The following is a 24,164-nucleotide window of genomic DNA, read 5'->3' on the forward strand; positions in this document are numbered from 1 at the left end:
TGAACAACGTGGCCAGCCTGCGGCGGCGGCGCTCACGCGTCGGCGCGGGCGTTCTGCGTTGCCGGTACCTGGGCGGCCAGCCAGGCACGCAGCGAGGCCGGCTTCACCGGTTTGGTCAGCAGCCGGTAACCGCGCTGGCGGGCGTGGCGCTTGAGGTCGTCGCGGCCGTCGGCGGTGAGGAGGGCGCCTGGAATGGCCCCGCCGGCGGCGCGCAGCGCATCGAGCGCATCGAGGCCGTCTAGGCGGTCGTGCAGGTGGTAGTCGACCAGCATCGCCTGCGGCGCGCTGTCGACCACCCGCGCCAGCGCCTGGTCCACGGTGCTGGCGGTGATCGCGGTGGCCTGCCAGCGCGAAAGCAGGGCGCGCATGCCGTCCAGGATCTCCTGGTCGTTGTCCACGCACAGCACCCGCAGTCCGGCCAGCGAGCCCGGATCCGGCAGGCCGGAGGCCGACCGTGGCGCCGGCATCGGCGGGGCCGCGGCGGCGCGCGGCACGGTGATCGAGAACATGCTGCCGCGCCCCACCGCGCTGCGCGCGTCCAGCCGGTGCTCGAGCAGGCGCGAAATGCGCTGGCAGATCGACAGGCCCAGCCCGAGGCCGCGCTCGCCCCAGTCGAAGGGCTGCTGGTAGCGGTGGAACTCGTCGTAGATCTGGCGCATGTGCTGCTCGGGAATGCCCGGACCGGAATCCCAGACCTGCAGCGCGACTTCGTCGCCGTGCACGCGCATGCCCAGCACGATCCGGCCCTGGCGGGTGTAGCGCAGGGCGTTGGCGAGGAAGTTCTGCAGCACGCGGCGCAGCAGGCGACGATCGCTGCGGACATGGCAGGCACGGGCGTGCACGCGCAGGTCCAGCCCGCGGCCGGCCGCCACCGGCGCGTACTGGGCGGCCAGTTCGCGCAGCAGCTCGCCGGCGTCGAACGCGCGCACGTCCGCCTGCAGCGCGCCGGTGTCGAGCCGGGAGACGTCGAGCAGGCCGTCGAGCAGTTCCTCGGCCGCGCGCAGCGAGGCGTCCACGCGCTCGGCCAGGTGCTGCTGCTCGTCCGGCTGGCCGCTGTCGCGCAGCGCCGAGGCGAACAGGCGCGCGGCGTTGAGCGGCTGCAGCACGTCGTGGCTGATCGCGGCCAGGAAGCGGGTCCGCGACTGCTGGGCGTTCTCCGCCTCGCGGGTGCGTTCAGCCACGCGCTGCTCCAGGTTCTCGTTGGCTTCGCGCAGCGCCTGCTCGGCATGCTTGTAGGCGGTGATGTCGTTGTAGCTGGTGACGTAGCCGCCGCCGGGCAGGGCCTGGCCGCGCATCTCGATCACGCTGCCGTCGGCGCGCACCCGCTCGAACACATGCGGCCGGCCGTTGCGCATGTGCTCGATGCGCCGGCGCACCTGGACCTCGATCTCGCCGTCGCCCAGTTCGCCGCGTTCGGCGTTGTAGCGGATCAGGTCGGCGACCGGACGGCCGACGTAGAGCATGCCCGCCGGATAGCCGAACATCTGCTGGTAGCGGCGGTTCCACGCCACCAGGCGCATGTCCGGATCGACCACGCTGACGCCGGCGCTGATGTTCTCCAGGGTCGTGGAGAGGATCTCGCGGTTGAAGCGCAACTCCTGGCCGGCTTCGTCGAGCAGCGACATCACCTCGCTCAGGTGCATGCCCGAGCCGCGCAACACGCTGGTCAGCACCAGGCGCGCCGAGGCGGCGCCGATGGAGGCCGCCAGCAGCCGCTCGGTGAACTGGATCCAGGCCCGGTCGGCCGCGGCCGCCGGCTGCAGTTCGCGGCCGAGCGCGATCGCCTGCTCGGCGAAGGCGCGGCGTGCGTGGCGTTCGCCGACGATCCGCACCGCCAGCGCGAGCAGGTCGCCGATGCTGACGTTGCCCGGCCACTCGGTCGGCACCAGGGTCTGCCGCTCTGCATAGGGGTCGAGGAACGGCGCGATCCGCAGCCGCTCGTCGACGCTGGGCCGCCAGCGCGCGGACACCAGCATCATCACCGCGCTGTTGAGCAACAGCGACCAGAACGTGCCGTGGGTGAGCGGGTCCCAGCCGCTGAGGCCGAACAGCTGCTGCGGGCGCAGCCAGTGCAGCCCGAACGGGCCGGCCTCGATCCAGGCCTGGTCGAAGTGCCCGGAACTGGATAGCGCCGGCAGCAGCAGCGTGTAGATCCACGTGGCGAAGCCGGCCAGCAGCCCGAACTCCACGCCGCGCCGGCTGGCGCCGCGCCAGTACAGGCCGCCGATCAGGCCCGGCGCGAACTGCGCCACCGCGGCGAAGGCCATCAGGCCATAGGCCGCCAGGGTCGTGTCGCCGCCGATCCAGCGGTAGTACGCATAGGCGGCCAGCGCCAGCAGCAGGATCGACAGGCGCCGCACCCAAAGCACCAGCGAAGCGACGTCGGCAGCGGCATGGCGTTCACCCCAGCCGCGGCGCAGCAGCACCGGCATCACCAGGTCGTTGCTGACCATCGTGGCCAGCGCGATGCTCGCCACGATGACCATCCCGGTGGCGGCGGAGAACCCGCCGACGTAGGCCGCGAGCGCCAGCGCATCGCGGCCCTCGGCCAACGGCAACGCCAGCACGAAGGTGTCGCTGGACACGCCGCCGTTGCCGCCGAACAGCGCCACGCCCGCCGAGGCGATCGGCACCACCATCAACGAGATCACCAGCAGGTACGCGCCGAACATCCAGCGCGCCTTGCGGATGTCGGCGACGTCGCCGCATTCGACCACCGCCACCTGGAACTGGCGCGGCAGGCAGACGATGGCGAGGAAGCTGAGCAGGGTCTGGGCGAGGAAGCCGACCGGCGGCGACTCCTGGAACAGGGTCCTGGCCGAGTCGGCGATCCGGGTCTGGTGCCCGCCCAGCCAGCTCCAGGCGAACAGGCCGACCGCCACCATCGCCACCAGCTTGACCAGCGATTCCAGCGCGATGGCCAGCATCATGCCGTGGTGGTGCTCGGTGGCGTCGACCTGGCGGGTGCCGAACAGGGCCGCGAACAGGGCCATCAGCAGGGCCACGTACAGCGCCGGGTCGGCGGCGATCCCGACCTGGCCGGCATCCTGGCCCGACAGCACGGTCAGGCTCATCGCCACCGCCTTGTACTGCAGTGCCACGTAGGGCACCACGCCGACCAGCGCGATCACGGTGACCAGCGCGGCCAGGCGCCGGGAACGGCCGTAGCGGGCGGAGATGAAGTCGGCGATGGACACCGTGTTCTGGCTGCGCGCGATCAGCGCCAGCCGTTCGATGATCCGCCAGCCGAACAACAGCAGCAACAGCGGTCCGAGATAGATCGGGAGGTAGCCGATCCCGTTGCGCACGGCGCTGCCGACCGCGCCGTAGAACGTCCATGACGAGCAGTACACGGCCAGCGCCAGGCTGTAGACCGCCGGCCGCAGCCACGGCCGGTCCGGATACATCGGGCGGCGGTCGCCCCACCACGCCACCGCGAACAGCAGTGCGGCGTAGCCGACCGATACCAGCAGCAGGATCCAGCTCGGGACCAAGGCGGTCCTCCTCAGCCCGGGCCTGCGAGTGTACTGCTGCGCATGGTCACCGCGCGTACGGTCGCGCTTGCCTGCCGGGTCCTGCGACGGCAAGCTCGCCCCTGATGTCGAACCAGGCGCCAGGCCGGGTGGGCCCGGTGGCCCGCCAACGCGCGCGCCACCAAGGGACCACGGGCATGCAGCAGGGTGGGAAGGGCGCGAAAACGCATCCGGGCACGGGCGAAGGCGATCGGCGCCTGCCGCTGCGCGAGAAGGTCGGCTACGGAATCGGCGATTTCGGCTTCAACCTGTATTGGGCCAACATCTCGGCGTTCCTGCTGATCTTCTACACCGACGTCATGGGCCTGGCCGCGGCGGCGGTCGGCACCATGCTGCTGGTGACCAAGATATTCGACGCGGTCACCGATCCGCTCATGGGCGCCCTCGCCGACCGGACGAGCACGCGCTGGGGCCGCTTCCGGCCATGGATGCTGTGGGGCGCGCTGCCGCTGGCGGTGGCCGGCGTGCTCACCTGGACCGTGCCGGGCCTGGAGGGCGGCGGCCGCCTGCTGTGGGCCTATGCCACCTTCAGCCTGATGATGCTGGCCTATACGGTGCTGGCGATGCCGTACTCGGCGCTGTCGGGCGTGATGACCGCCGACAGCCAGCAGCGCACCACCCTGATCAGCTTCCGCTTCATCGCCGCGTTCGCCGGCACCACCGTGGTCAACTGGCTGACCCTGGACCTGGTTCGCTGGCTCGGCCGCGGCGACGAGGCCCTGGGCTGGCAGCTGACCCTGGGCCTGTACGGGCTGGTCGCGATCGCCTGCTTCGCCACGGTGTTCCTGTCCACGCGAGAACGCATCGAACCGCCGCGCCAGGCGCAGCGCACGCCCGTGCGGCAGGACCTGCTGGACCTGCTGCACAACCGGCCCTGGCTGGTCCTGTTCGCGCTCGCGCTGATCATCATGGTCACCATCGTCATGCGCAGCGGCTCGCTGGTGTACTTCCTCAAGTACCACGTCGAGCGGCCGGAACTGACCGGCGCCTTCCTCGGCAGCTACTCGATCGCGCTGGCGATCGGCGCGGCGTCGACGCCCCTGCTCACCCGCTTCGCCGACAAGAAGCGGCTGCTGGCCTGGCTGATGGCCGGCGTCGGCGTGCTCAGCTGCGCGATGTACTTCGTCCCGCGCGACGCCATCGGCGCGCTGCTGGCGCTCAACTTCGCGATCGGGCTGCTGCTCGGTCCGAAGTCGCCGCTGGCATTCTCCATGTACGCCGACTGCGCCGACTACACCGAGTGGAAGACCGGCCGCCGGGCCACCGCGATGACCTTCGCCGCGGCTACCTTCTCGCAGAAGCTGGGCGGCGCGCTGGCGTCGGCGCTGATCGCCTGGGGCCTGGCCGCGATGGGCTACGTCGCCAACCAGGCGCAGAGCGATGCCTCGCGGCTGGGGATCGTGCTGTTGCTGACCGTGGTCCCGGGCGTGGTGGCGCTGCTGGCGGCCTGGGTGATGCGGTTCTATCCGCTCGACGACCCGGCCCTGGCCCGGATCCAGTCGGACCTGCGCGCGCGGCGCGAGGCGGCGGCATGAGCGGCGCGCCCTGCAGGTTCGAGGCCGGCGGGCAGCGCGTCGTGCTCGACAGCGCCACTGCCATGCCGCAGGCGTCCACGTTCCTGTGGAACCGGCGCATGCTGCTCCAGCTCAACTGCCGGGGTTACGCCACCGCGCAGTTCATGCAGCCCGAACCGGCCAAATACGCGCATGCGCCGACGCTGGAAGCCAGGACCTTCATGCAGCCGGAGCAGCCGTACTACGCCCACCACCCGGGGCGCTTCTGCTACGTCAAGGACGAGGACGGGCCGCTGCTGTTCTCCGCGCCGCATGCACCGGTCAACCGCGCCCCCGACAGTTTCGCGTTCTCGGTCGGCACGGGCGACGCGGCGTGGACGGTGGCATGCGATGGCATCGAGGTGGAACTGGCGGTGCTGCTGGCCGCCGAGGACGTGGCCGAGCTGTGGACGCTGCGCGTGCGCAACCGTTCCGGACGCGCGCGGCGGCTCAGCGTGTATCCGTACTTCCCGGTGGGCTACATGTCGTGGATGAACCAGTCCGGCGCCTGGCGCGCCGACCTGGGCGCGATCGTCTGCCAGAGCGTCACCCCGTACCAGAAGGTCGCCGACTACTTCCGCCAGCGCGATTTCCTCGACCGCACCGTGCTGGTCGCCGAGCGCATGCCTGATGCCTGGGAGGCCAACCAGGCCGCGTTCGAAGGCGAAGGCGGGCTGCGCGCGCCCGATGCGATCACCGGGCAGGAGCGCCTGTCCTGCGGCGATGCCCTGTACGAGACGCCGGTGGCGGCGCTGCAGTATCGGCTGGCGCTGGAGCCGGGCGAAGAGCAGGAGTACCGCTTCGTGTTCGCGCCGGCGCGCGACGACGCGCAGGTCGCCGCGCTGCGCGCGCGCCACCTGTCCGCGCGCGCTTTCGCCGAGGCGGCCGCCGCCACGGCGGCCTACCTCGACGAAGGCCGCGGCTGCCTGCGCATCCGCACGCCCGATCCGTGGTTCGACGGTTTCGCCAACCACTGGCTGCCCCGCCAGGTCTACTACCACGGCGATTCCAACCGCCTGACCACCGACCCGCAGACGCGCAACTACCTGCAGGATCACATGGGGATGGCGTACCTGCGCCCGGCCACGGCGCGCGCGGCCATCCTGCATGCGCTGTCGCAGCAGGAAGCCAGCGGCGCGATGCCCGACGGCATCCTGCTCGTGGAAGGCGCGGAGCTGAAGTACATCAACCAGGTGCCGCATACCGACCATTGCGTGTGGCTGCCGGTGTGCCTGCAGGCGTACCTGGACGAGACCGGCGACGACGCCCTACTCGACGAACCGGTGGTCGACGGCGACGGCCGCGGCGCCAGCGTGGCCGAGCGGATCGACCAGGCCATGCACTGGCTGCTGCGGCAGCGCGACGAGCGCGGGCTGAGCTTCATCGCCCAGGGCGACTGGTGCGATCCGATGAACATGGTCGGCTGGCAGGGGCGCGGGGTCTCCGGCTGGCTGTCGCTGGCCAGCGCGCATGCGCTCGGCCTGTGGGCGGACATCTGCGCGCGCCGCGGGCGCGCGGCGGAGGCCGTGGCGTTCCGCCAAGGCGCCCAGGCGTTCAACGACGCGATGAACGCCCACCTGTGGGACGGCGACTGGTACGGCCGCGGCATTACCGACGATGGCGTCGCCTTCGGCGTGGCCGCCGATGCCGAGGGTCGCATCTACCTCAACCCGCAGAGCTGGGCGATGCTCAGCGGCGCGGCCGATCCGCAACGGCGCGGGCGGTTGTTGGCCGCGGTCGATGCGCAGCTGGTCTCGCCGCACGGCGTGGCGATGCTCGATCCGCCCTACACCGGCATGCGCGACGACGTCGGCCGGCTGACCCAGAAGTTCCCCGGCTCGGCCGAAAACGGCGCCGTGTACAACCACGCCGCCGCGTTCTACCTGCACAGCCTGTACCACGTCGGCGAGGCCGACCGGGCCTGGCAGGTGCTGCGCGCGATGCTGACCGGGCCGGATGAGGCCGAGTGCGTGCAGCGCGGGCAGCTGCCGGTGTTCGTGCCCAATTACTACCGCGGTGCCTGGCGGCTGCATCCGCGTACCGCCGGCCGCTCCAGCCAGCTGTTCAACACCGGCACCGCGGCCTGGCTCTACCGCTGCCTGGTGGAGCGCCTGTTCGGGCTGCGCGGTGATGGCGCGGGCCTGCGCATCGAACCCCAGCTGCCGTCGCACTGGACGCGTGCGTCGGCGTGGCGGCGGTTCCGCGGCGCCGAGTTCGAGGTGGAGATCGAGCGCGTCGCCGACGCGACCGAAACGCGGGTGTGGGCCGACGGCGCGTTGCTCGCCGGCGGCCGCCTGCCTTCGATCGAGGCCGGGCACCGCTACCGGGTGCGGGTGGAGCTGCCGGCATGAGTGGCGCTGCAACCGTAGCCGTGGTGATGGGCGTGTCGGGGAGCGGCAAGACCACCCTGGCGCGCGCGCTGGCCGCTGCCTGGACGGCGACGTTCCTGGACGCGGACGACTTCCACAGCGACGAGGCGCGGGCGTGGATGGCCAGCGGCCGGCCGCTGACCGACGCGATGCGGGTTCCGTGGGTCAAGCGCATCGCCGCGGAGCTGCGGCGGCGGGTCGCCGCGGGCGAACGGGTCACCCTGGCCTTCTCGGGACTGCGCCGTGGCCACCGCGACCTGCTGCGCGCCACCGGACTGCCGATGCGTTTCCTGTTCCTGGAGGGCGATGCGTCGCTGATCGCCGAGCGCATGCGCGCACGCAGCGGCCACTACATGCCGGTGTCGCTGCTCGACAGCCAGTTCGACGCACTCGAGGATCCGCGCGGCGAAGCGGATGTCACCGCGTTGGCGGTCGCACTGGCGCCGGAGGAGCAGCTGGCGCAGGCGCTGGCGGCGCTGGTGTAGGGTCGGCGCAGGCGCGGCGACCGCCAGCGTGCGCGCGAACAGCGTGGCGGGCATCGCCTTTGCAATAAGGAGCGGGCAGGCCAGCGGAAGTCGATCTGGCATCCACCTCGGTGTCGCCGATGAGGATCGGCTCCTACATGGAGGGCGCGACGGGATCGTCGCCGAGCCAGTCGCGGGCGACGGCTTCGGCCTGCACGCGCAGTTCGGGGATGGCGATGCTCTCCCAGGCCTCGCCCACGCGCAGGCTGCCGATCACGCGCAGGTCGTCCTGCGCATCGCCGGCGGCGTCGAGCATCCGGCCTTCCCGGTCCGTGGCCAGGCCGATGCCATGCGCGCCCGCGCATGCATGGCCATCGCCGAGCAGCTGGTCGAGCAACGGGTTGCGCATGGCCTGCACGCGCATTTCCAGGCCGGTGGCATTGATGACGTGGTCCACGTCCAGCGCCAGCAGGCCGCCGTTGCGGGTGCGCGCGGTGAGCTGCACGCAGCGCTCGCCGGCCAGCGCCATGTCCAGCCGCGCGCGGTGCACGTGCAGCCGGCCGGCTTCGCGCAGGTCCTGCAGCACCGCATGCACCGCCGGGGCGACCCGGTGCCGGTGGATGTCCCAGTGGCGTGCCGCATGGCGCAGGAAGCGGCGCTGCTCGACGGCCGGCAGCGAGCGCCACAGCGCCTGGCCATGCGGGCGCAGCCGTTCCATCACCGCCTGCCAGGGCAGGCCATGCGAGGCGGCGGCGCGCATCTGCCGGCGCAGGGCGCGCAGCCGTTCGCGCGCGCCCAGCGGATGCAGCGCGTCCACCTCGAACCCATGCACTTCGTGCGTGCATGCGTGCGCCAGCGGCAGCAGGCCGTGGCGCGAAAGCAGGTGGATATGGCCGCGATGGCCGTTCGCGGCCAGGGTCACCACCGCGTCGGCCATGCTCAGGCCGGTGCCGACGATGCACACGTCCGCGGCGGCGTCGATCGCGGCGACCCCGGCGTAGTCCCAGGCATCGACCAGGCGCGGCCGCGCGAGCGAACCGGACCCGCGCACCGGCAGCGGCCGCGGCGCGTTGCCGGCGGCGAGCAGCACGCGGGTCGCATCCGCCTGCCCGCCCGGCCATTCCAGCCGCCAGGTGCGGTGCTGGCGTTGCAGCGTGGCGATCCGTTGCGGCACCACCTCCAGCGTGGCGACGCTGGCCGCGCGTACGGCCTCGAGGCGATCGGCCAGGTAGGCCGCATAGTCGCGCCGCGGCGCATAGCCGCGCGCCAGTGCTTCCCGGCCGCTACCGGCGTGGCCGGGGCGTGCCGCCAGCCAGTCGAGGAAGTCGTCGGGCCGGTCGGCGAACGCGCTCATCCGCCCGGTCGGCACGTTGAGCAGGTGCTCGGGACGTTCGGTCGAATAGGCCACGCCGCGGCCCGGTCGCCCGCTCGGCTCGAACAGGACGATCCGCAGCGGCGAGGCGGCCCGTCGCAGGCACTGGATCGCGGCCAAGGTGCCGGAGGCGCCTCCACCGATGATCGCGATGTCGAAACCGGACTGCATGCGGGCGATTCTACCGGTCGGCCCCGCGGCGGCGGGGCTACATGAACGAATCGGCCAGGCGCGAGAGCCCTTCCAGGCTGCGCCGCCAGGACGGTCGCCGGCGCCACTGGTCCAGCGACAGCATCTCCGAGTGCAACAGGTAATCGGCCTCGATCTCGTGCATCCGCGCCACCACGCCCGCGTCGTAGCAGAGCAGGCCGATCTCGGCGTTCAGCGCGAACGAACGGATGTCCAGGTTGATCGAGCTGACCAGTGCGACCGAGTCGTCCACGCTCAGGTGCTTGGCATGCATGAAATGCGGCTGGTACAGCGCGATCCGGACCCCCGCCTCGAGCAGTTCCTCGTAATAGGACTGCTGCGCCAGCAGCAGCAGGCGCTTGTTGTTGGTCGCCGAGAGGATCAGCTGCACGTCCACCCCGGAGAGCGCGGCAATGCGCAACGCGCTCATGGTCGCGTCGTCGGGGACGAAGTACGGCGTGGTCAGGACCAGCCGGTGCTGGGCCAGGTGGATCAGCGAGTTGACGGTCTCGCCCGCGTTGCCGAACGGATAGGCCGGACCGCTGGGCAGCAGCTGCGCGGCCACGTCGTCGGCGTGCACCGGGCGCAGCGGCGAGACCTCGAGCGTCTCGCCGGTCTCCAGGTACCAGTCGCTGGCGAACACGGCCTCCATGTGCGAGACGATCGGTCCGCGCGCGCGCGCCACCAGCTCGCGGTTCGGATGGCCGGGGACGAACACCGCGTCGGCCAGGTTCTGCGAACCGACGTAGCCCACGTGGTCGTCGATCACCGCGATCTTGCGGTGGTTGCGCAGGTCCATGCGGCTGCTGCGCCGCCAGCGCAGGCCGCCGGGCATCATCCGGTGCACGTCCACGCCGGCCGCGCGCAAGGGCGCGGCGAAGCGCCGGTAGCCACGCTTGGCGCCGACCGCGTCGAGCAGCACCCGGCAGCGCACGCCACGGCCGGCCGAGCGCCTGAGCGCATCGGCCACCGCGGCGCCGACCGCGTCGTCGAACATCAGGTAGTACAACAGGTGCACGCGCTCGCGCGCCGCGTCGATGTCGGCGATGAGCGCGGCGATCGAGCCGTCGTAGTCGTCGAGCAGTTCAACCGCGTTGCCGCGCACCGGCATGAAGTCGCCCATCCGTTCCACCAGCGGCACCGTTTCCGCGGCAGGCCCGGTCGGCGGCGGCTCCCAGCGCAACGCGCGCTGCGGCAACTGGCCCTCGCGGATCGCCGCCGAGGCCTGGTCCTGGCGCCGGCGGCGCTGCCTCGAGATCCACGGCTGGCCGACCAGCAGGTACAGCGGCAGGCCCAGCAGCGGCAGGAAGAACACCAGCAGCAGCCAGCTGCGCGCCGCGGCGGGCACCGAGCGGCTGGGGATCCACCACAGCGCGGCCAGGCGGATGCTCCAGTCCAGGGCCAGCAGGGTGGTGCCGAGCGTCCAGTAGTCCATGGCGCGGCCGGTTCGGGGCGGGAGCCCCGATTCTGCCCGGAAACCGCGCCGCCGGCGCCACAACGCAAAAGCCCGCCTGGAGGCGGGCTTTTGCGGATCGAACCGGGCGCGGGCCCGGCAGCCGGAAGGCTTACTTGATCTTGCCTTCCTTGTAGATCACGTGCTTGCGGATGGTCGGATCGTACTTCTTGATCTCCATCTTGCCGGGCGTGTTCTTCTTGTTCTTGTCGGTGGTGTAGAAGTGGCCGGTGCCGGCCGAGGAGATCAGGCGGATCTTGTCGCGCTTGGAAGCCATGGTCGATTACTCCTCAGATCTTCTCGCCGCGCGCGCGCAGCTCGGCCAGAACGGAGTCGATGCCGTTCTTGTCGATGGTGCGCAGGGCAGCGGTGGAAACACGCAGCTTCACCCAACGGTTCTCGGAGGCCACCCAGAAGCGGCGCTCGTGCAGGTTGGGGAGGAAACGGCGGCGGGTCTTGTTGTTTGCGTGCGAGACGTTGTTGCCGGTCTGCACGCCCTTGCCGGTAACTTGGCAAACGCGGGACATACGCACCTCGAAAGGTCTGGTGTCGCCCATAGCCCGGGAGACGGCGGCCCCGCGGCCTCTCCCCCGTTGCCTGGCAAAGGCGGGATGGGCCGTACGCGATGCGGGAAGGGATTCGACCGTTGTGGCGGCCCCGGATCGCGCTCCCGGGCCGCCGATCCGGACGGGCCGGACACAGCGAGCCGCGCATTATGCCGGGGCAAGTGGCTGATTGCAACCGGGATTCATGCGGGGGAGCAGCCCCGGCGCCGGACGTTCAGGGCGCCCGGGGCGACCCGCCAGCGGCCTCGCCGGCCCTGGCCGCGGCGATGAAGGCGCCGATCCGCGCCTCCAGCACCGGCAGCGGCACCGAGCCCTCGGCCAGGATGGCGTCGTGGAAGGCGCGGATGTCGAAGCGCTCGCCCAGCTCGGTCTCGGCCCGGGCGCGCAGGCCGACGATGGCGATCTCGCCCAGCTTGTAGCTCAGCGCCTGGCCGGGCCAGGAGATGTAGCGGTCGACCTCGGTGGTGATCTCGTGCTCGGACAGGGCGGTGCGCTCGCGCAGGTAGGCCAGCGCCCGGTCGCGGCTCCAGCCGTAGTGGTGGATGCCGGTGTCGATCACCAGGCGGCTGGCCCGCCACATCTCGTAGGTCAGCCGGCCGAAGTCCTCGTACGGCGTCTCGTAGATGCCCATCTCCTTGCCCAGCTTCTCGGTGTACAGCGCCCAGCCTTCGCCATAGGCGGAGATGTAGCTGTCGCGGCGGAACGCCGGCAGCGCCTCCTGCTCCTGGCTCAGCGCCGCCTGCAGCGCGTGGCCGGGGGAGGATTCGTGCAGGGTCAGCGCCGGCAGGTTGTACAGCGGCCGCGAGGGCAGGTCGTAGGTGTTGACCCAGTAGGTACCCAGGCCGCCGCGGCCGGCGGTCCAGAACGGGGCGATGTCGTCGGGCACCGGCACGATGGTGAAGCGGCCGCGCGGCAGGGTGCCGATGTAGCGCCCGATCTGGCCGTCCACGCGCTTGGAGATCCAGGCGGCACGGTCGAGCAGCTGCTGCGGCTCGGCCACGTAGAACTGCGGGTCGGTGCGCAGGAAGCGCAGGAAGTCCTGGAACCGGGTCGCCTCGCTGCCGCCGTCGAAGCCGAGCTGGTCGATGATGGCGTCCATCTCGCCCTGGATCCGCGCCACTTCGTCCAGGCCGATGCGGTGGATCTGCTGCGGGGTCAGGTCCAGCGTGGTGTAGCGGCGGATCTGCTGGCGGTACCAGGCCTTGCCGTCGGGCATCGCGCTGGCCGCCAGGGTGGTGCGGGCCCGTGGCACGTATTCGTCGCGGAAGAACACCCGCAGGCGCGCGAAAGCCGGGATCACCGACTCGGCGATCGCCGCCCGCGCCGCTTCGCGCAGCGCCTGCTGTTCGGCGGTGGGGATCCGCGCCGGCAGGTCCTTGAACGGCGCATACAGCGCCGATGCGGTCGGGTCCTCCAGGTCGGCGACCGCGGCGATCGAACCTTCGCGTCCCTCCAGCACCGGGCGCGGCACGCTGAAACCGCGCGCCAGGCCGTCGCGCATGTTCGCCACCTGCTGGTCGAAGTAGCGCGGGACGTCGTGGAGGCGTGCGATGTAGGCGCGATATGCGGCCGCGGTCTGCATCGGCCGGCGGGCCATGAAGTTCAGGTTGGACCAGAACGAGCTGTCCGAGTTGAACGGCATCTGGTAGCCGCGCAGGCGGACGTCGTCGGCCAGGTCCTGGACCTGGGCACGGTAGATCGCCAGGTTGATCCGGTTGGCTTCCGACAGCTGTGCGGTGTCCAGCGCATCGAGCTGGCGCAGCACTTCGTTCCAGACGTCCAGGCGCGCCTGCTGCGCCGCGGCCGAAACGTCCGGCAGGCGCGGATTGAGGTTGCCTTCCTCGGCGACGCTGTCCTCGTCGCCCAGGCCGTTCTGCGCCTGGCGCCAGGTCCATTCCTTGCCGTAGATCGCCTCGAAGCGGGCGTCGACCTCGTTGACGGTGGCTGCGACGGGCGGCCCGGCATGCGCCGCGATCGCTGCGGGCAGGGACAGGGCGAGCAGGAGGGCGACGGCCAGGGGACGGATCATGGAAGGTCGGGGCATGCGGGGAGGCCCCGATGATCCCATCCCCATGCATCCGGGCCCATGGCCCGAAAGTCGTGAGGGCCCGTGACCGCGGTCGCGTCGCTACCGGCGGATCGCGCGGTTCGGGTGCCGCGGACCTGCATGCATGCGCACCGCGCGCCCCCGGTTGATCGCAATCAATGCGCGCGTGCGTACGGGCGATATGGTCGGGCCATCGTCCGGAGGGCCAACGAAATGCACCCCATACTGCGGGAAATCCTGCTCGAACCCGTCGGCTGGCTTGCCATCGGCGGCAGCCTGGTCATGTTCGGCCTGGGCATCGCCCTGGCGGTGTTCATCCGTCGCAAGGTGCGCGGTTCGCGCCGCGGCGACTAGCTAGTGCGTGCCGCGGTCGCGCCGCCAGCCGCGATGGCGGATGTCGAGCACGAGGTTGTACAGCGCGACGAAAGTCGGGAACAGGTTCTGCAGAACGCCGACCGAGTCCTGCTTGGCCGAGAACAGGAAGTAGCTCAGCGTCATCACGCTGCCGACCACGCTCATGTACCAGAACAGGCGCGGGATCACCGGCCGGCCGGCGCGCCGGGTGGCGACGAACTGCACCAGCCAGCGCGCACCGAACATCAACGCACCGGTATAGCCGATCAGCTTCCAGCCGGTGACGTGCAGGCCGCTCCAGGCCAGCCATTCCAGCTGCCGGTTCAGGTCGAACAGCCCTGCCTCCATCTCAGCGCTCCTCCACCGCCGTGCGGCGGCTGCGGGTGATCAGCCAGGCCACCCCGCGCAGGTCGCGGATGCCGACCAGCGCCCGGCCCAGGTTGTTGTACTTGGACACGCCGGTGGTGCGCGGCCGGTGCGCGACCGGCACGCTGACCGTCTTCCAGCCCGCGCGCTGGACCAGCGCCGGCAGGTAGCGGTGCATGTGGTCGAAGTAGGGCAGGTCGAGGAACACCGCGCGCTCGAACAGCTTGATCCCGCAGCCGGTGTCGGGGGTGTCGTCGCGCAGCATCCGCGCGCGGATCACGTTGGCCCAGCGGCTGGCCCAGCGCTTGGAGCCGGAGTCGCGCCGGTCCACGCGCCAGCCGGCGAACAGCTTGACCTCCGGCGCGGCGGCATCGCGGGCGGCCATCAGCTTCGGGATGTCGGCCGGGTCGTTCTGGCCGTCGCCGTCGAGGGTGGCGATCCACGCCCCGCGCGCGGCCTTGACCCCATTGCGCACGGCCGTGCTCTGCCCGCTCTGGCTGGCATGGTGCAGCACGCGCAGCTCCGGCACCTGCGCCTTGAGGGACTGCAGCACGGCGAGGGAGTCGTCCTTCGAGTGGTCGTCGACATAGACGATCTCGAAGGCGGCGCGGCCGCGCAGGGCGGCGACGATCTCGCCCACCAGCGGAGGGATGTTGTCGCGTTCGTTGAACACCGGGACGACGACGGAAAGCTCGGGTGGGTTCATGGCGTCGCTTGCGAAGGGGAAGGGATGTGGTTCAGGCCGCGTCGCCGAAGTAGGCGCGGCACCAGTGCACGACCGGCGGCAGGCCGCCTTCGATCGGGGTGCGCGGGTCGAAACCGAACGCCGCGTGCGCCCGCGAGGTGTCGGCCATGGTCTCGATCATGTCGCCGGGCTGCATCGGGCGGTACTCCTTGAGCGCGGGCCGGCCGGCCGCCTGTTCGATGACGGCGATGAAGCGCTCGAGCTCGACCGGCGTGTGGTTGCCGAGGTTGAACACCTCGTGCGGCACGCCTGCGCCGCCAGCCTGCCGGTCGAGCGCGCCCAGGATGCCGTCGACGATGTCGGAAACATGTGTGAAGTCGCGGCGCATGCGGCCGTGGTTGAACACCTCGATCGGCCGCCCGGCCAGCACCGCGCGCGAGAACAGCAGTGGCGCCATGTCCGGCCGGCCCCAGGGGCCGTACACGGTGAAGAAGCGCAGGCCGGTGGCACGCAGCCCGTACAGCTGGGCGTAGGTGTAGGCCATCAGCTCGTTGGCGGCCTTGGTCGCCGCGTACAGCGAGCGTGGCCGGTCGATGCGCTGGTCCTCGGAGAACGGCGGGGTGGCCGAGTCGCCGTAAACCGAGCTGCTGGATGCGTAGACCAGGTGGGCGATGCCGCGGTGGCGGCACAGTTCGAGCACGTTGACGAAGCCGTCGAGGTTGCTGGCGACGTAGGCATGCGGGTTCTGCAGCGAATAACGCACGCCGGCCTGCGCGGCCAGGTGGACGACGCGATCGGGGCGGACTTCGTCGAACAGCGCTGCCATGCCGTCGCGATCGACCAGGTCCAGGTGGCGGATGTCCAGGCCCGGGCAGAGCGCGGCGACCCGGTCGCGCTTGAGCTGCGGATCGTAGTAATCGTTGTGGTTGTCCAGGCCGACGACACGCTCGCCGCGTGCGGCCAGGGCCTGGCAGGTGTAGGCGCCGATGAAGCCGGCGGCGCCTGTGACGAGGACGGTCATGGGGGAGCCCGTGGCAGCTGCCGGCATTGTCGCAAGCGCCGGATGAACAGGGAATCGCCCGTTGCGCCTGCGCTTGTAGGAGCCGATTCATCGGCGACCCGATGCAGGCGTCGATACCACCCCTGTTGCATGGCCGTGCCCAGGCAGACCGGCTATCGGCGGATGGGATCGTGTGTGGGTCCGCTGGGTGGTCGGGTCGCCGATGAATCGGCTCCTACAGCGGCGGCGTCAGCCCTGGCGCGGGCGCAGCCGTTCCAGCACGCCGTCGAGCGTGTCCAGGTCGGTGTAGTGGATGACCAGCTTGCCCTTGCCGCCCTTGCCGTGGGCGATGGCGACCCGGGTGCCGAGCGATTCGGACAGCTCGGTCTCCAGCGTGGCGATGTCCGGCTGCTGCGCACGCGCGGCGCCCGGCTTGCGCGCCGCGCCGCCGCCCGACGGCACCTTGCCGGCCGCGAACTGCTGGGCCCGGTGCTCGACCTCGCGCACCGACCAGCCGTTCTCGGCCGCCTCGTAGGCCAGCTTGCTGGCCAGTTCGGGCGACAGGGTCAGCAGGGCGCGGGCGTGACCCATCTCCAGCCGGCGCGCCTCGACCAGGGCGCGGATCGCCGGCGGCAGGTCGAGCAGGCGCAGCAGGTTGGACACCGCCGCGCGCGAGCGGCCGACCGCGGCGGCGGCCTCGGCGTGGGTCAGCGAGAACTCGTCGATCAGCCGCTGCAGGGCCTGGGCCTCTTCCAGCGGGTTGAGGTCTTCGCGCTGGATGTTCTCGATCAGCGCCATGGCGATGACGGTGCGGTCGTCCAGCTCGCGAAGGACCACCGGCACCTCGCTCAGCCCGGCCAGCTGCGAGGCGCGCCAGCGGCGCTCCCCCGCGACGATCTCGTACTGACCCGGCGCCAGCTCGCGCACCACGATCGGCTGGATCACGCCCTGGGCACGGATCGAGGCCGACAGCTCCTCGAGCTTGTCCGGGTCCATGTCCTTGCGCGGCTGGTACTTGCCCGGCTGCAGCTGCGCCACCGGCAGGGTGCGCAGCACATCGCCCGGCTGCGGCTGTTCGACCTGCGCCGGCGCGGTGGCGGTGGCGGCGCCCTTCGGGCCGAGCAGCGCTTCCAGCCCGCGGCCCAGGCCGCGTTTCTTGGCCGTGCTCATCACGCCACCTCCGCCGGATGCGGGCGGCTGGCGCCGCGTTCGCGCTCGGTCTGGCGGCGGATCACCTCGCCGGCCAGGCCCAGGTAGGCCACGCCGCCGCGCGAGGCGGCGTCGTAGCCGACGATGCTCTGGCCATGGCTGGGTGCCTCGGCCAGGCGCACGTTGCGCGGCACGATGGTGCGGAACACGCGATCGCCGAAGTGGTCGGTCAATTCGGCCGACACGGCGTTGGCCAGGTTGTTGCGCACGTCGAACATGGTCCGCAGCACGCCTTCGATCTCCAGGCCCGGGTTGAGGCGCTGGCGCAGCGCCTCGATGGTCTCCATCAACGCGCTCAGCCCCTCCAGCGCGTAGTACTCGCACTGCATCGGCACGATCACCGAGTCGGCGGCGGTCAGCGCATTGAGGGTCAGCAGCGACAGCGCCGGCGGGCAGTCGACGATGATGAAGTCGTAGTCGCCGCGCAGCGGCTCCAGCGCTTCCTTGAGCTTCTGCTCGCGGCCGTCGAGCTCCATCAGCTGGATCTCGGCGGCGGTCAGGTCGATGTTGCCGGGCAGCAGGTCGAAGCCTTCGGCGGTGGTGACCCGGATCGAGCGCGCGTCGCGCTCGCCCAGCAGCACGTCGCAGGTCGAAGCCTCCAGTTCGCGCTTGTCCACCCCGCTGCCCATGGTCGCGTTGCCCTGGGCATCCAGGTCCACCAGCAGCACCCGCTTGGGCGCGCGGGCCAGGCCGGCGGCCAGGTTGACGGCCGTGGTGGTCTTGCCGACGCCGCCCTTCTGGTTGGCGATGGCGATGATGCGGGCCATGCGGGAGCTGCCTAGGTGCGGGACCGCCCAGGGTCCGGAACGGGCCATTATGCGGATTTCACGGCCCCCGTCCCACCTCGACCAGGTGCCGTTCGGCGCCCAGCCCCGGCACGGCCAGCGGATGCACCGCCAGCGCGGTCCAGCCGGGCGGCAGGGCGGCGATTTCCTCGACCGGGTTCACGCCTTTCATCGCCAGCAGGCGTCCGCCCGGGGCCAGCAGGTGGCCGCCGACCTCGAGGATGCCGGCCAGGGTATCCATCGCCCGGGCGGTGATCTGGGCGTAGGCGCCCGGCTCGTCGACCGCCTCGGCGCGCGATTCGGCGACCCGGGCATTGCCCAGCCTGAGCTGGCGCACCGCCTCGCGCAGGAACCGGGCCTTCTTGCCGTTGCTCTCCACCAGGGTGACCTGGACATCGGCGCGGGCGATCGCCAGCGGAATGCCCGGCAGGCCCGGCCCGGTGCCCAGGTCGGCGAGCGCGCCGGGCTGCACGTAAGCCTGCATCGCCAGCGAATCGAGCAGGTGGCGGACGACCATCTCGTCCGGGTCGCGGATCGCGGTGAGGTTGTAGGTGCGGTTCCAGCGCAGCAGCAGCGCCAGGTACTCGAGCAGCGGCGCGGCCAGCGCGCGGTCCAGGCCCAGTGCGGCCAGGCCGTCGTCCAGGCGCTGGCGCAGGGCGGGGGGGAAGGGGGTGTCCATGGGGAGGCAGTATCGCCGATGGCCCATGTTGGCCGGTGCGCCTCCTGCACGAAGCTCGATCGTCACCGACGACCCCTCGCCCCGCGCCGGCGGCTGCGCCGGAATTTGCGCTCCGCCTGCGGGCGGCTCGACGCGCCGGCTGCAGCCAATGGCAAGTTGCGAAAGCCAGCCATGCACGGGGCGCCCTGGACCGTCGGGCGTCCGGCCGGAAAGGGTCGCCGATGAAGATCGGCGCCTACGGGGAGCGCGGGCGCCAGGCGAGGGCGGCGCGGTAGCCGGGCTGCGGCTCCCACTCGTGCAGTTGCCAGCGCCCCGGCTCGCCCAGCGCCGGATCGCAGGCCACCAGGCGCAGCGGCGCGTCCGCCGCGTCGTCCATGCCGCTGAATTCCAGCCGGTGCAGGCCGAACGCCAGGCCACGGCCGTGCGCCTTCAGCAGCGCCTCCTTGGCGCACCACAGGCGCAGGAACGCGGCCTCCCGCGCGTCGGCTGGAAGCGCACGCAGGCGCCGGGTCTCGCCGGGCGTGAAATAGCGGGCGGCCAGTTCCAGCGCGCGCGGCCGCGGCCGCCAGCGTTCCAGGTCCACCCCCAGGACCACGTCGCGACCCAGCGCCAGCAGCAGCTGCTCGCCGCTGTGGCTCCAGCCGGCATCGCGATCCTGGTACGGCGCCAGCAGTCGCGGCCGGCCCCATTCATCGCGCGCCAGCGGGGGCGAGGCCTGGGGATCGCCGAGCCAGTGCGCGAGGCGGTCGCGCACCTGCGGCTCCCCGCGCAGGCCCGGCTCGTGCGGCAGCGCGATCACGTCCACCGGACCGAACCGCCACTGCTGCGTCTGCGCCGACACGCTCAATGCTCGCGTCCGCCATCCGCGCACGGATATACGGTCGCTTCACGCCCCGGCGCGTCTGATGTCCCGGCGCATCCTGCGATGCGGGATGGATTCCGTGGAAAAACCGAGGAGGACAAGAGCATGGGTATCATCATCTGGTTGATCGTGGGCGGCATCGTCGGCTGGCTCGCCAGCCTGCTCATGAAGCGCGACGCACAGCAGGGCATCCTGCTCAACATCGTGGTGGGCATCGTCGGCGCGGTGCTGGCCGGCTGGATCTTCGGTGGCGGCATCAACGAAGCCATCACCATCCGTACCTTCCTGTTCTCGATCGTCGGTGCGGTCATCCTGCTGGCGATCGTCAACCTGTTCACGCGCGGCCGGGTGCGCTGAGGCCAATACCGGACAGGGGATGGCGGGGCCCGGCTTGCCGGGCCTCCGCTTTTATGGCGGCCCGACGCCTCGTGCGAAGGGCCCGTTCGACCGGCGTCGCCCGGTGCCATTCCACCCCGCGCGCGATCACCGCGCCAGCTCGATCCAGGCCGGGGCATGGTCGCTGGGACGCTCCCAGGTCCGCGGTTCGCGATCGATCCCGGCCGCCGCGAGCTGCGGCCGCAGGGCCTCCGACACCAGGGTCAGGTCGATGCGCAGGCCCAGGTTGCGACGGAAGGCGGCCTGCCGGTAATCCCACCAGCTGAACACCCCGCCCTCCTCGTGCAGCAGGCGGTAGCCGTCGTGCAGGCCGGTCGCGAGCAGGTCGGCCAACGCGGCACGCTCGGGCGCCGAGGTGAGGATGTGGGTGTCGTTCCACACCGCCGGGTCGTGCACGTCGCGTTCGTCCGGGGCGATGTTGAAATCGCCCAGCACCACCAGCCGCGGATGCGCGCGCGCTTCCTCGCGCAGCCAGGCGTGCACCGCGGCCAGCCACTGCAGCTTGAGCTCGTACTTCTCGGTGCCGACGTCCTGGCCGTTGACCACGTACAGGTTGACGATCCGCAGGTCGCCGATCGTGGCGCTGATCGCCCGCCGGTGCTCGTGCTCGAAGCCGGGCACGCCGACCAGCACGTCGCGCGGTTCCTCGCGCGACAGGATCGCCACGCCGTTGTAGGTCTTCTGCCCGGAGAACACGCTGCGATAGCCGAGGCCGGCCAGCGCGGTATCGGGGAACTTGTGGTCCTCGAGCTTGGTTTCCTGCAGCCCCACCACGTCGGGGCCGAACGCGCGCAGCCACTGTTCCAAGTGCGGCAGGCGCACGTTGAGCGAATTGACGTTCCAGCTGGCGATCTTCATGGAGCCGATGCGCGTGGGGTCGGGCGCATAGCATAGCCCCGCGTCCGCACGCGGCGCCGGCTCAGCGCAGCAGCAGGTCGATCATCCGGCGGATGCGCGGATACGGCGGGTGCAGCAGGTCGGTGGCGCTGCGCCGGGCCTGCCACAGCACCGGCACGGCCTTGGTCATCGCATCGAAGCCGGCGCGGCCGTGGTAGGCGCCCATGCCGCTGGCGCCGACGCCGCCGAAGGGCAGGTTCTCGGCGGCGAAGTGCAGCAGCGTGTCGTTGACGGTCACGCCGCCGGCCACGGTGGCGCGCAGGATCGCCTCGACCTGGCGGCGGTCGTGGCTGAAGGGATACAGCGCCAGCGGCCGGTCGCGCGCGTTGACGAAGGCGATCGCCGCGTCGAGCGAATCCACGCAGCGCAGCGGCAGGACCGGGCCGAAGATCTCCTCGCGCATCAGCGCCAGGTCGTCGGGCGGATCGAGCACCAGCACCGGCGCGAACAGGCGCTGCGCCGGATCGTGCAGGTCGGCCAGCGGCAGCACCTCGCAGCCGCGCGCGCGGGCCTCGTCGAGATAGCCCTGCAGCCGGGCGAACTGGCCGTCGTTGATGATGCGGCTGTAGTCGCGCGCGCCGTCGCCCAGGTCGCCGTAGCGCTCGGCGACCTGCGCCCGCAGTTCGCGCACCAGCGCGTCGCGCCGCTCGCGCCCGACCAGCAGGACGTAGTCGGGCGCGATGCAGGTCTGCCCCGCGTTGAACCACTTGCCCGTGGCCAGGCGCGCGGCAGCGCGGTCGAGCGGATAGTCGGCGCAGACGATCGCCGGGGACTTGCCGCCCAGCTCCAGGGTGAGCGGGGTCAGGTTCGCCGCGGCCGCGGCCATGACCTTGCGCCCGACCGCGGTGGAACCGGTGAACACCAGGTGGTCGAACGGCAACGCGGCGAACGCACCGGCCAGGTCGGCGCCGCCCTCGGCCACGGCCACGCGCGAGGCGGGGAAAACCTCCGACAGCAGCGAATGCAGGAAGCGGGTGGTGCGCGGCGTATGTTCGGAGGGCTTGAGGAACACGTGGTTGCCGGCGGCGATCGCGGTGGCCAGCGGGATCAGCGCCAGGTTGACCGGGTAGTTCCACGGCGAGATCACCCCGACCACGCCCAGCGGCATGGGGCGGAGCTGCGCGCGCGCCGGCCACAGCCGCCAGCCGGCGCCGACCCGGCGCGGCTTCATCCACCCGCGCAGGTGCCGCAGCAGGTGGTCGATGGCGGTCAGCACGGTCATGCCGTCGGCGAGCAGGCTCTCGTCGTGCGAGCGGTGGCCGAAGTCGGCGGCCACCGCCCCGGCCATTTCCGGCAGGCGTCGCTTGAGCGCGGCGCGCAGCCGGTGCAGGTCGTCGCGACGCTGCTCGTAACCCGGCGGGTGGGCCTGCCAGGCCTCGCGCAGCTGCCGCAACGCGGGCCGAAGGCCGTCGACGGCGGTCACCGGCTCCTGCTGCGGCCCACCATTACCGCCGTCGCCGTCGCCGTCGCCGCCGCGCCCGGTGGCGGTGGCCGCCGCGATCGCGGCGTTGGCTGCGGTGATCGCCGTGTTCGCGGCGGCGGTGGCGGCAGTGGCGGAGGTCGTCATCGCCGCAGTCTACGGCCAGCCATGGAGGGGAATTCAATACAATGGGCCATGGCCGGATTTCCCCCCTTGCGACCCTATCTCGACCAGGCCCCGCGCCTGGGCGCGCGTGTCTACATCGATCCCGCCGCCACCGTCATCGGCGACGTCGAACTGGCCGACGATGCCTCGGTCTGGCCGGGCTGCGTGCTGCGCGGCGACGTCAACTACATCCGCGTCGGCGAACGCACCAACATCCAGGACGGCACCATCGTCCACGTCAGCCACCACAGCCCGTTCAACCGGGCCGGGCACCCGACCCTGATCGGCGCCGACGTCACCGTCGGCCACGGCACGATCATCCACGCCTGCACGATCGAGGACCTGTGCCTGATCGGCATGGGCGCCTGCATCCTCGATGGCGCCACGGTGAAGAAGTACGGCTTCGTCGGCGCCGGCGCGGTGGTGGGCCCCGGCAAGGTGGTCGGCGAGGCGGAGCTGTGGCTGGGCAACCCGGCCCGTTTCGCCCGCAAGCTGAGCGACCGCGAGATCGAAAGCCTGCACTACTCGGCCGCGCACTACGTGCGGCTCAAGGATCGCTACCTGGGCATCGGCGACTGACCGGCCGGCGCGGGCTGCCGGCGTCTGGCGGTACCGCGCTGCCGCTGCCGGTCCGGGCTGCCACTGCCAGTCCGATCGGCTGCAGGCTGCCGACGCAGCGCGTTGCCTGTTCCGCTCAGGGCGCGGTCGCCGCTTCCAGCGCGGCCAGGATCGCCATCGCCGCCTCGCGGCTGCCGCCGCACATCTCCGGGCCCGGTCGCAGCGACGCGCAGAACGCGGGACGTTCCGGGCGGCCGAACAGCCGGCAGCGCAATGCCCCGTCCAGCTGCACGCAGGGCACGCCCGCCGGCTTGCCCTGGGGCATGCCGGGAATGGGCGAGTTGATCGAGGGCGCCGTGCAGCAGGCGGCGCAGCCGCCGCGGCAGGCCGGTGGGGTGTCCATGGCGCACAGTCTATGCGCTGGGCAAGCGGGTGGCCGGGCCGCTAAAGTCGGGACCGGGGAAAACGACGAGGGAACGCATGCCGCTACAGGCCGTTGCCGGGCACGGGGGTGTGCAGGCCACCGCGTCGCCGGCCGTCGCCATGCTGGACACGTACCGCGAGGTGCTCACGCCCGAGGGCGTGGTCCTGCACCTGCCGGCCGCCGGGCCGGTGCCGCGCGCACTGGCCTGGCTGATCGACCTGCTGCTGCGCGGGGCGATCCTGCTGGCGCTGTCGATGGTGCTCGGCGCGCTGGGCGGCCTGGGCGGAGGGCTGTACCTGGTCGCGCTGTTCCTGGTGTTCTGGGCCTATCCGATCGTGCTGGAGGCGGCCTGGCACGGCCAGACCCCGGGCAAGCGCGCGCTGGGACTGCGCGTGGTCGCCGGCGACGGCGCACCGGTAGGCTGGCTGCCGGCGGTGGTGCGCAACCTGATGCGGACGGTGGACATGCTGCCGTTCGCCTACGCCACCGGCCTGGTCGCCTGCCTGTGCGACCGCCATGGCCGGCGCCTGGGTGACCTGGTCGCCGACACCCTGGTCGTGCACGTAGCGCCGAGGCGCATCGATCCGGTGCTGCCGCCGGTGCCGCCGCAGGCGCCGGGCCAGTCGCTCTTGCCCGACGAACAGGCGGCGATCGTCGCCTTCGGCGAGCGCGCACCGCGGCTGTCGGCCGCGCGCCAGGCCGAGCTGGCCGCGTTGCTGCAGCCGCTGACCGGTACCGCCGGCGGCGAGGGCGTGCGCCGCCTTTACGGGATCGCGAACTGGCTGCTGGGGCGCCGCTGATGTCGCCTCGAAGCGGAG

The 24,164-nt window shown here is 71.7% G+C and carries 23 protein-coding genes; 7 read left to right on the plus strand and 16 right to left on the minus strand.

The window, feature by feature from the left end; translation table 11 throughout:
- Positions 1 to 32: 32 nt before the first annotated feature.
- A complete protein-coding gene (locus tag ABKA19_RS02760) occupies positions 33 to 3,494 on the minus strand; it encodes a hybrid sensor histidine kinase/response regulator (protein WP_353687546.1) in 3,462 nt (1,153 codons plus the stop codon).
- A 176-nt stretch (positions 3,495 to 3,670) separates the two neighbouring features.
- Here ABKA19_RS02760 and ABKA19_RS02765 point away from each other — a divergent pair, with 176 nt between their 5' ends.
- Genes ABKA19_RS02765 through ABKA19_RS02775 form a run of 3 tightly spaced genes read left to right on the plus strand, consistent with a single transcriptional unit; the run spans position 3,671 to position 7,940 of the window.
- Entirely contained in the window at positions 3,671 to 5,068 is a 1,398-nt protein-coding gene (locus ABKA19_RS02765) for an MFS transporter (RefSeq protein WP_353687547.1), read from the plus strand.
- The gene (locus ABKA19_RS02770; protein WP_353687548.1) at positions 5,065 to 7,437 is read left to right on the plus strand and encodes a GH36-type glycosyl hydrolase domain-containing protein; all 2,373 of its coding nucleotides are present in this window, start codon (positions 5,065 to 5,067) and stop codon (positions 7,435 to 7,437) included. Before ABKA19_RS02765 ends, ABKA19_RS02770 begins: the two co-directional genes overlap by 4 nt.
- Positions 7,434 to 7,940 (plus strand): gluconokinase, encoded by a 507-nt coding sequence (locus ABKA19_RS02775; protein WP_353687549.1) that lies wholly within the window; start codon positions 7,434 to 7,436, stop codon positions 7,938 to 7,940. Before ABKA19_RS02770 ends, ABKA19_RS02775 begins: the two co-directional genes overlap by 4 nt.
- A gap of 133 nt (positions 7,941 to 8,073) precedes the next feature.
- On the opposite strand, the gene ABKA19_RS02780 is transcribed toward ABKA19_RS02775, so the two are convergent.
- The 5 genes from ABKA19_RS02780 to ABKA19_RS02800 all read right to left on the minus strand — a co-directional run bounded on the left by ABKA19_RS02780 (position 8,074) and on the right by ABKA19_RS02800 (position 13,528).
- Positions 8,074 to 9,462 (minus strand): FAD/NAD(P)-binding protein, encoded by a 1,389-nt coding sequence (locus ABKA19_RS02780; protein ID WP_353687550.1) that lies wholly within the window; start codon positions 9,460 to 9,462, stop codon positions 8,074 to 8,076.
- Positions 9,463 to 9,499: 37 nt separating this feature from the next.
- Complete coding sequence (gene cls, locus ABKA19_RS02785) at positions 9,500 to 10,915, minus strand: cardiolipin synthase (protein WP_353687551.1); 1,416 nt, start codon at positions 10,913 to 10,915, stop codon at positions 9,500 to 9,502.
- 130 nt (positions 10,916 to 11,045) lie between these two features.
- On the minus strand, positions 11,046 to 11,210 hold the full coding sequence (gene rpmG, locus ABKA19_RS02790) for a 50S ribosomal protein L33 (RefSeq protein WP_013536507.1): 165 nt from the start codon (positions 11,208 to 11,210) through the stop codon (positions 11,046 to 11,048).
- A 13-nt stretch (positions 11,211 to 11,223) separates the two neighbouring features.
- Entirely contained in the window at positions 11,224 to 11,460 is a 237-nt protein-coding gene (gene rpmB / locus ABKA19_RS02795) for a 50S ribosomal protein L28 (protein WP_162376129.1), read from the minus strand.
- A gap of 253 nt (positions 11,461 to 11,713) precedes the next feature.
- Positions 11,714 to 13,528 carry a DUF885 domain-containing protein gene (locus ABKA19_RS02800; protein ID WP_353687552.1) on the minus strand — a complete coding sequence of 605 codons (1,815 nt, stop codon included), beginning with the start codon at positions 13,526 to 13,528 and terminating at the stop codon, positions 11,714 to 11,716.
- A 231-nt stretch (positions 13,529 to 13,759) separates the two neighbouring features.
- On the opposite strand from ABKA19_RS02800, the gene ABKA19_RS02805 reads away from it, so the two are divergent.
- Complete coding sequence (locus ABKA19_RS02805; RefSeq protein ID WP_162376131.1) at positions 13,760 to 13,900, plus strand: hypothetical protein; 141 nt, start codon at positions 13,760 to 13,762, stop codon at positions 13,898 to 13,900.
- On the opposite strand, the gene ABKA19_RS02810 is transcribed toward ABKA19_RS02805, so the two are convergent.
- The 7 genes from ABKA19_RS02810 to ABKA19_RS02840 form a co-directional block, all read right to left on the minus strand.
- Positions 13,901 to 14,248, minus strand: coding sequence for a lipid-A-disaccharide synthase N-terminal domain-containing protein (locus tag ABKA19_RS02810; RefSeq protein ID WP_353687553.1), 348 nt, complete (start codon positions 14,246 to 14,248; stop codon positions 13,901 to 13,903).
- 1 nt (position 14,249) lies between these two features.
- Positions 14,250 to 14,972, minus strand: coding sequence for a glycosyltransferase family 2 protein (locus ABKA19_RS02815; protein WP_353687554.1), 723 nt, complete (start codon positions 14,970 to 14,972; stop codon positions 14,250 to 14,252).
- Positions 14,973 to 15,003: 31 nt separating this feature from the next.
- A complete protein-coding gene (locus ABKA19_RS02820; RefSeq protein ID WP_353687555.1) occupies positions 15,004 to 15,972 on the minus strand; it encodes an NAD-dependent epimerase/dehydratase family protein in 969 nt (322 codons plus the stop codon).
- 228 nt (positions 15,973 to 16,200) lie between these two features.
- Positions 16,201 to 17,121 carry a ParB/RepB/Spo0J family partition protein gene (locus ABKA19_RS02825; protein ID WP_353687556.1) on the minus strand — a complete coding sequence of 307 codons (921 nt, stop codon included), beginning with the start codon at positions 17,119 to 17,121 and terminating at the stop codon, positions 16,201 to 16,203.
- The gene (locus tag ABKA19_RS02830) at positions 17,121 to 17,927 is read right to left on the minus strand and encodes a ParA family protein (protein ID WP_353687557.1); all 807 of its coding nucleotides are present in this window, start codon (positions 17,925 to 17,927) and stop codon (positions 17,121 to 17,123) included. Before ABKA19_RS02830 ends, ABKA19_RS02825 begins: the two co-directional genes overlap by 1 nt.
- 58 nt (positions 17,928 to 17,985) lie before the next feature.
- A complete protein-coding gene (gene rsmG / locus ABKA19_RS02835; RefSeq protein ID WP_353687558.1) occupies positions 17,986 to 18,624 on the minus strand; it encodes a 16S rRNA (guanine(527)-N(7))-methyltransferase RsmG in 639 nt (212 codons plus the stop codon).
- Between the two features lie 235 nt (positions 18,625 to 18,859).
- On the minus strand, positions 18,860 to 19,465 hold the full coding sequence (locus ABKA19_RS02840) for a 4'-phosphopantetheinyl transferase family protein (RefSeq protein WP_353687559.1): 606 nt from the start codon (positions 19,463 to 19,465) through the stop codon (positions 18,860 to 18,862).
- 126 nt (positions 19,466 to 19,591) lie between these two features.
- On the opposite strand from ABKA19_RS02840, the gene ABKA19_RS02845 reads away from it, so the two are divergent.
- Complete coding sequence (locus ABKA19_RS02845) at positions 19,592 to 19,843, plus strand: GlsB/YeaQ/YmgE family stress response membrane protein (protein ID WP_353687560.1); 252 nt, start codon at positions 19,592 to 19,594, stop codon at positions 19,841 to 19,843.
- A gap of 126 nt (positions 19,844 to 19,969) precedes the next feature.
- Here ABKA19_RS02845 and xth read toward each other — a convergent pair whose 3' ends face one another.
- Positions 19,970 to 20,740: an exodeoxyribonuclease III gene (gene xth, locus ABKA19_RS02850; RefSeq protein WP_353687561.1), complete on the minus strand. Its 771-nt coding sequence runs from the start codon at positions 20,738 to 20,740 to the stop codon at positions 19,970 to 19,972.
- A 61-nt stretch (positions 20,741 to 20,801) separates the two neighbouring features.
- A complete protein-coding gene (locus ABKA19_RS02855) occupies positions 20,802 to 22,346 on the minus strand; it encodes a coniferyl aldehyde dehydrogenase (RefSeq protein ID WP_353687562.1) in 1,545 nt (514 codons plus the stop codon).
- Between the two features lie 48 nt (positions 22,347 to 22,394).
- Here ABKA19_RS02855 and ABKA19_RS02860 point away from each other — a divergent pair, with 48 nt between their 5' ends.
- Positions 22,395 to 22,943, plus strand: a complete 549-nt coding sequence (locus ABKA19_RS02860; protein WP_353687563.1) for a gamma carbonic anhydrase family protein — start codon at positions 22,395 to 22,397, stop codon at positions 22,941 to 22,943.
- 115 nt (positions 22,944 to 23,058) lie between these two features.
- Here the strand turns inward: ABKA19_RS02860 and ABKA19_RS02865 are convergent, their stop codons facing one another.
- Positions 23,059 to 23,325 carry a YkgJ family cysteine cluster protein gene (locus tag ABKA19_RS02865; RefSeq protein ID WP_353687564.1) on the minus strand — a complete coding sequence of 89 codons (267 nt, stop codon included), beginning with the start codon at positions 23,323 to 23,325 and terminating at the stop codon, positions 23,059 to 23,061.
- A 140-nt stretch (positions 23,326 to 23,465) separates the two neighbouring features.
- Between ABKA19_RS02865 and ABKA19_RS02870 the strand changes: the two genes are divergently transcribed.
- On the plus strand, positions 23,466 to 24,146 hold the full coding sequence (locus ABKA19_RS02870; RefSeq protein WP_162376173.1) for an RDD family protein: 681 nt from the start codon (positions 23,466 to 23,468) through the stop codon (positions 24,144 to 24,146).
- The last annotated feature ends 18 nt before the right edge of the window (positions 24,147 to 24,164 follow it).

It is taken from the genome of Pseudoxanthomonas sp. Soil82, from assembly GCF_040446535.1.
GTDB lineage: Bacteria > Pseudomonadota > Gammaproteobacteria > Xanthomonadales > Xanthomonadaceae > Pseudoxanthomonas > Pseudoxanthomonas kaohsiungensis.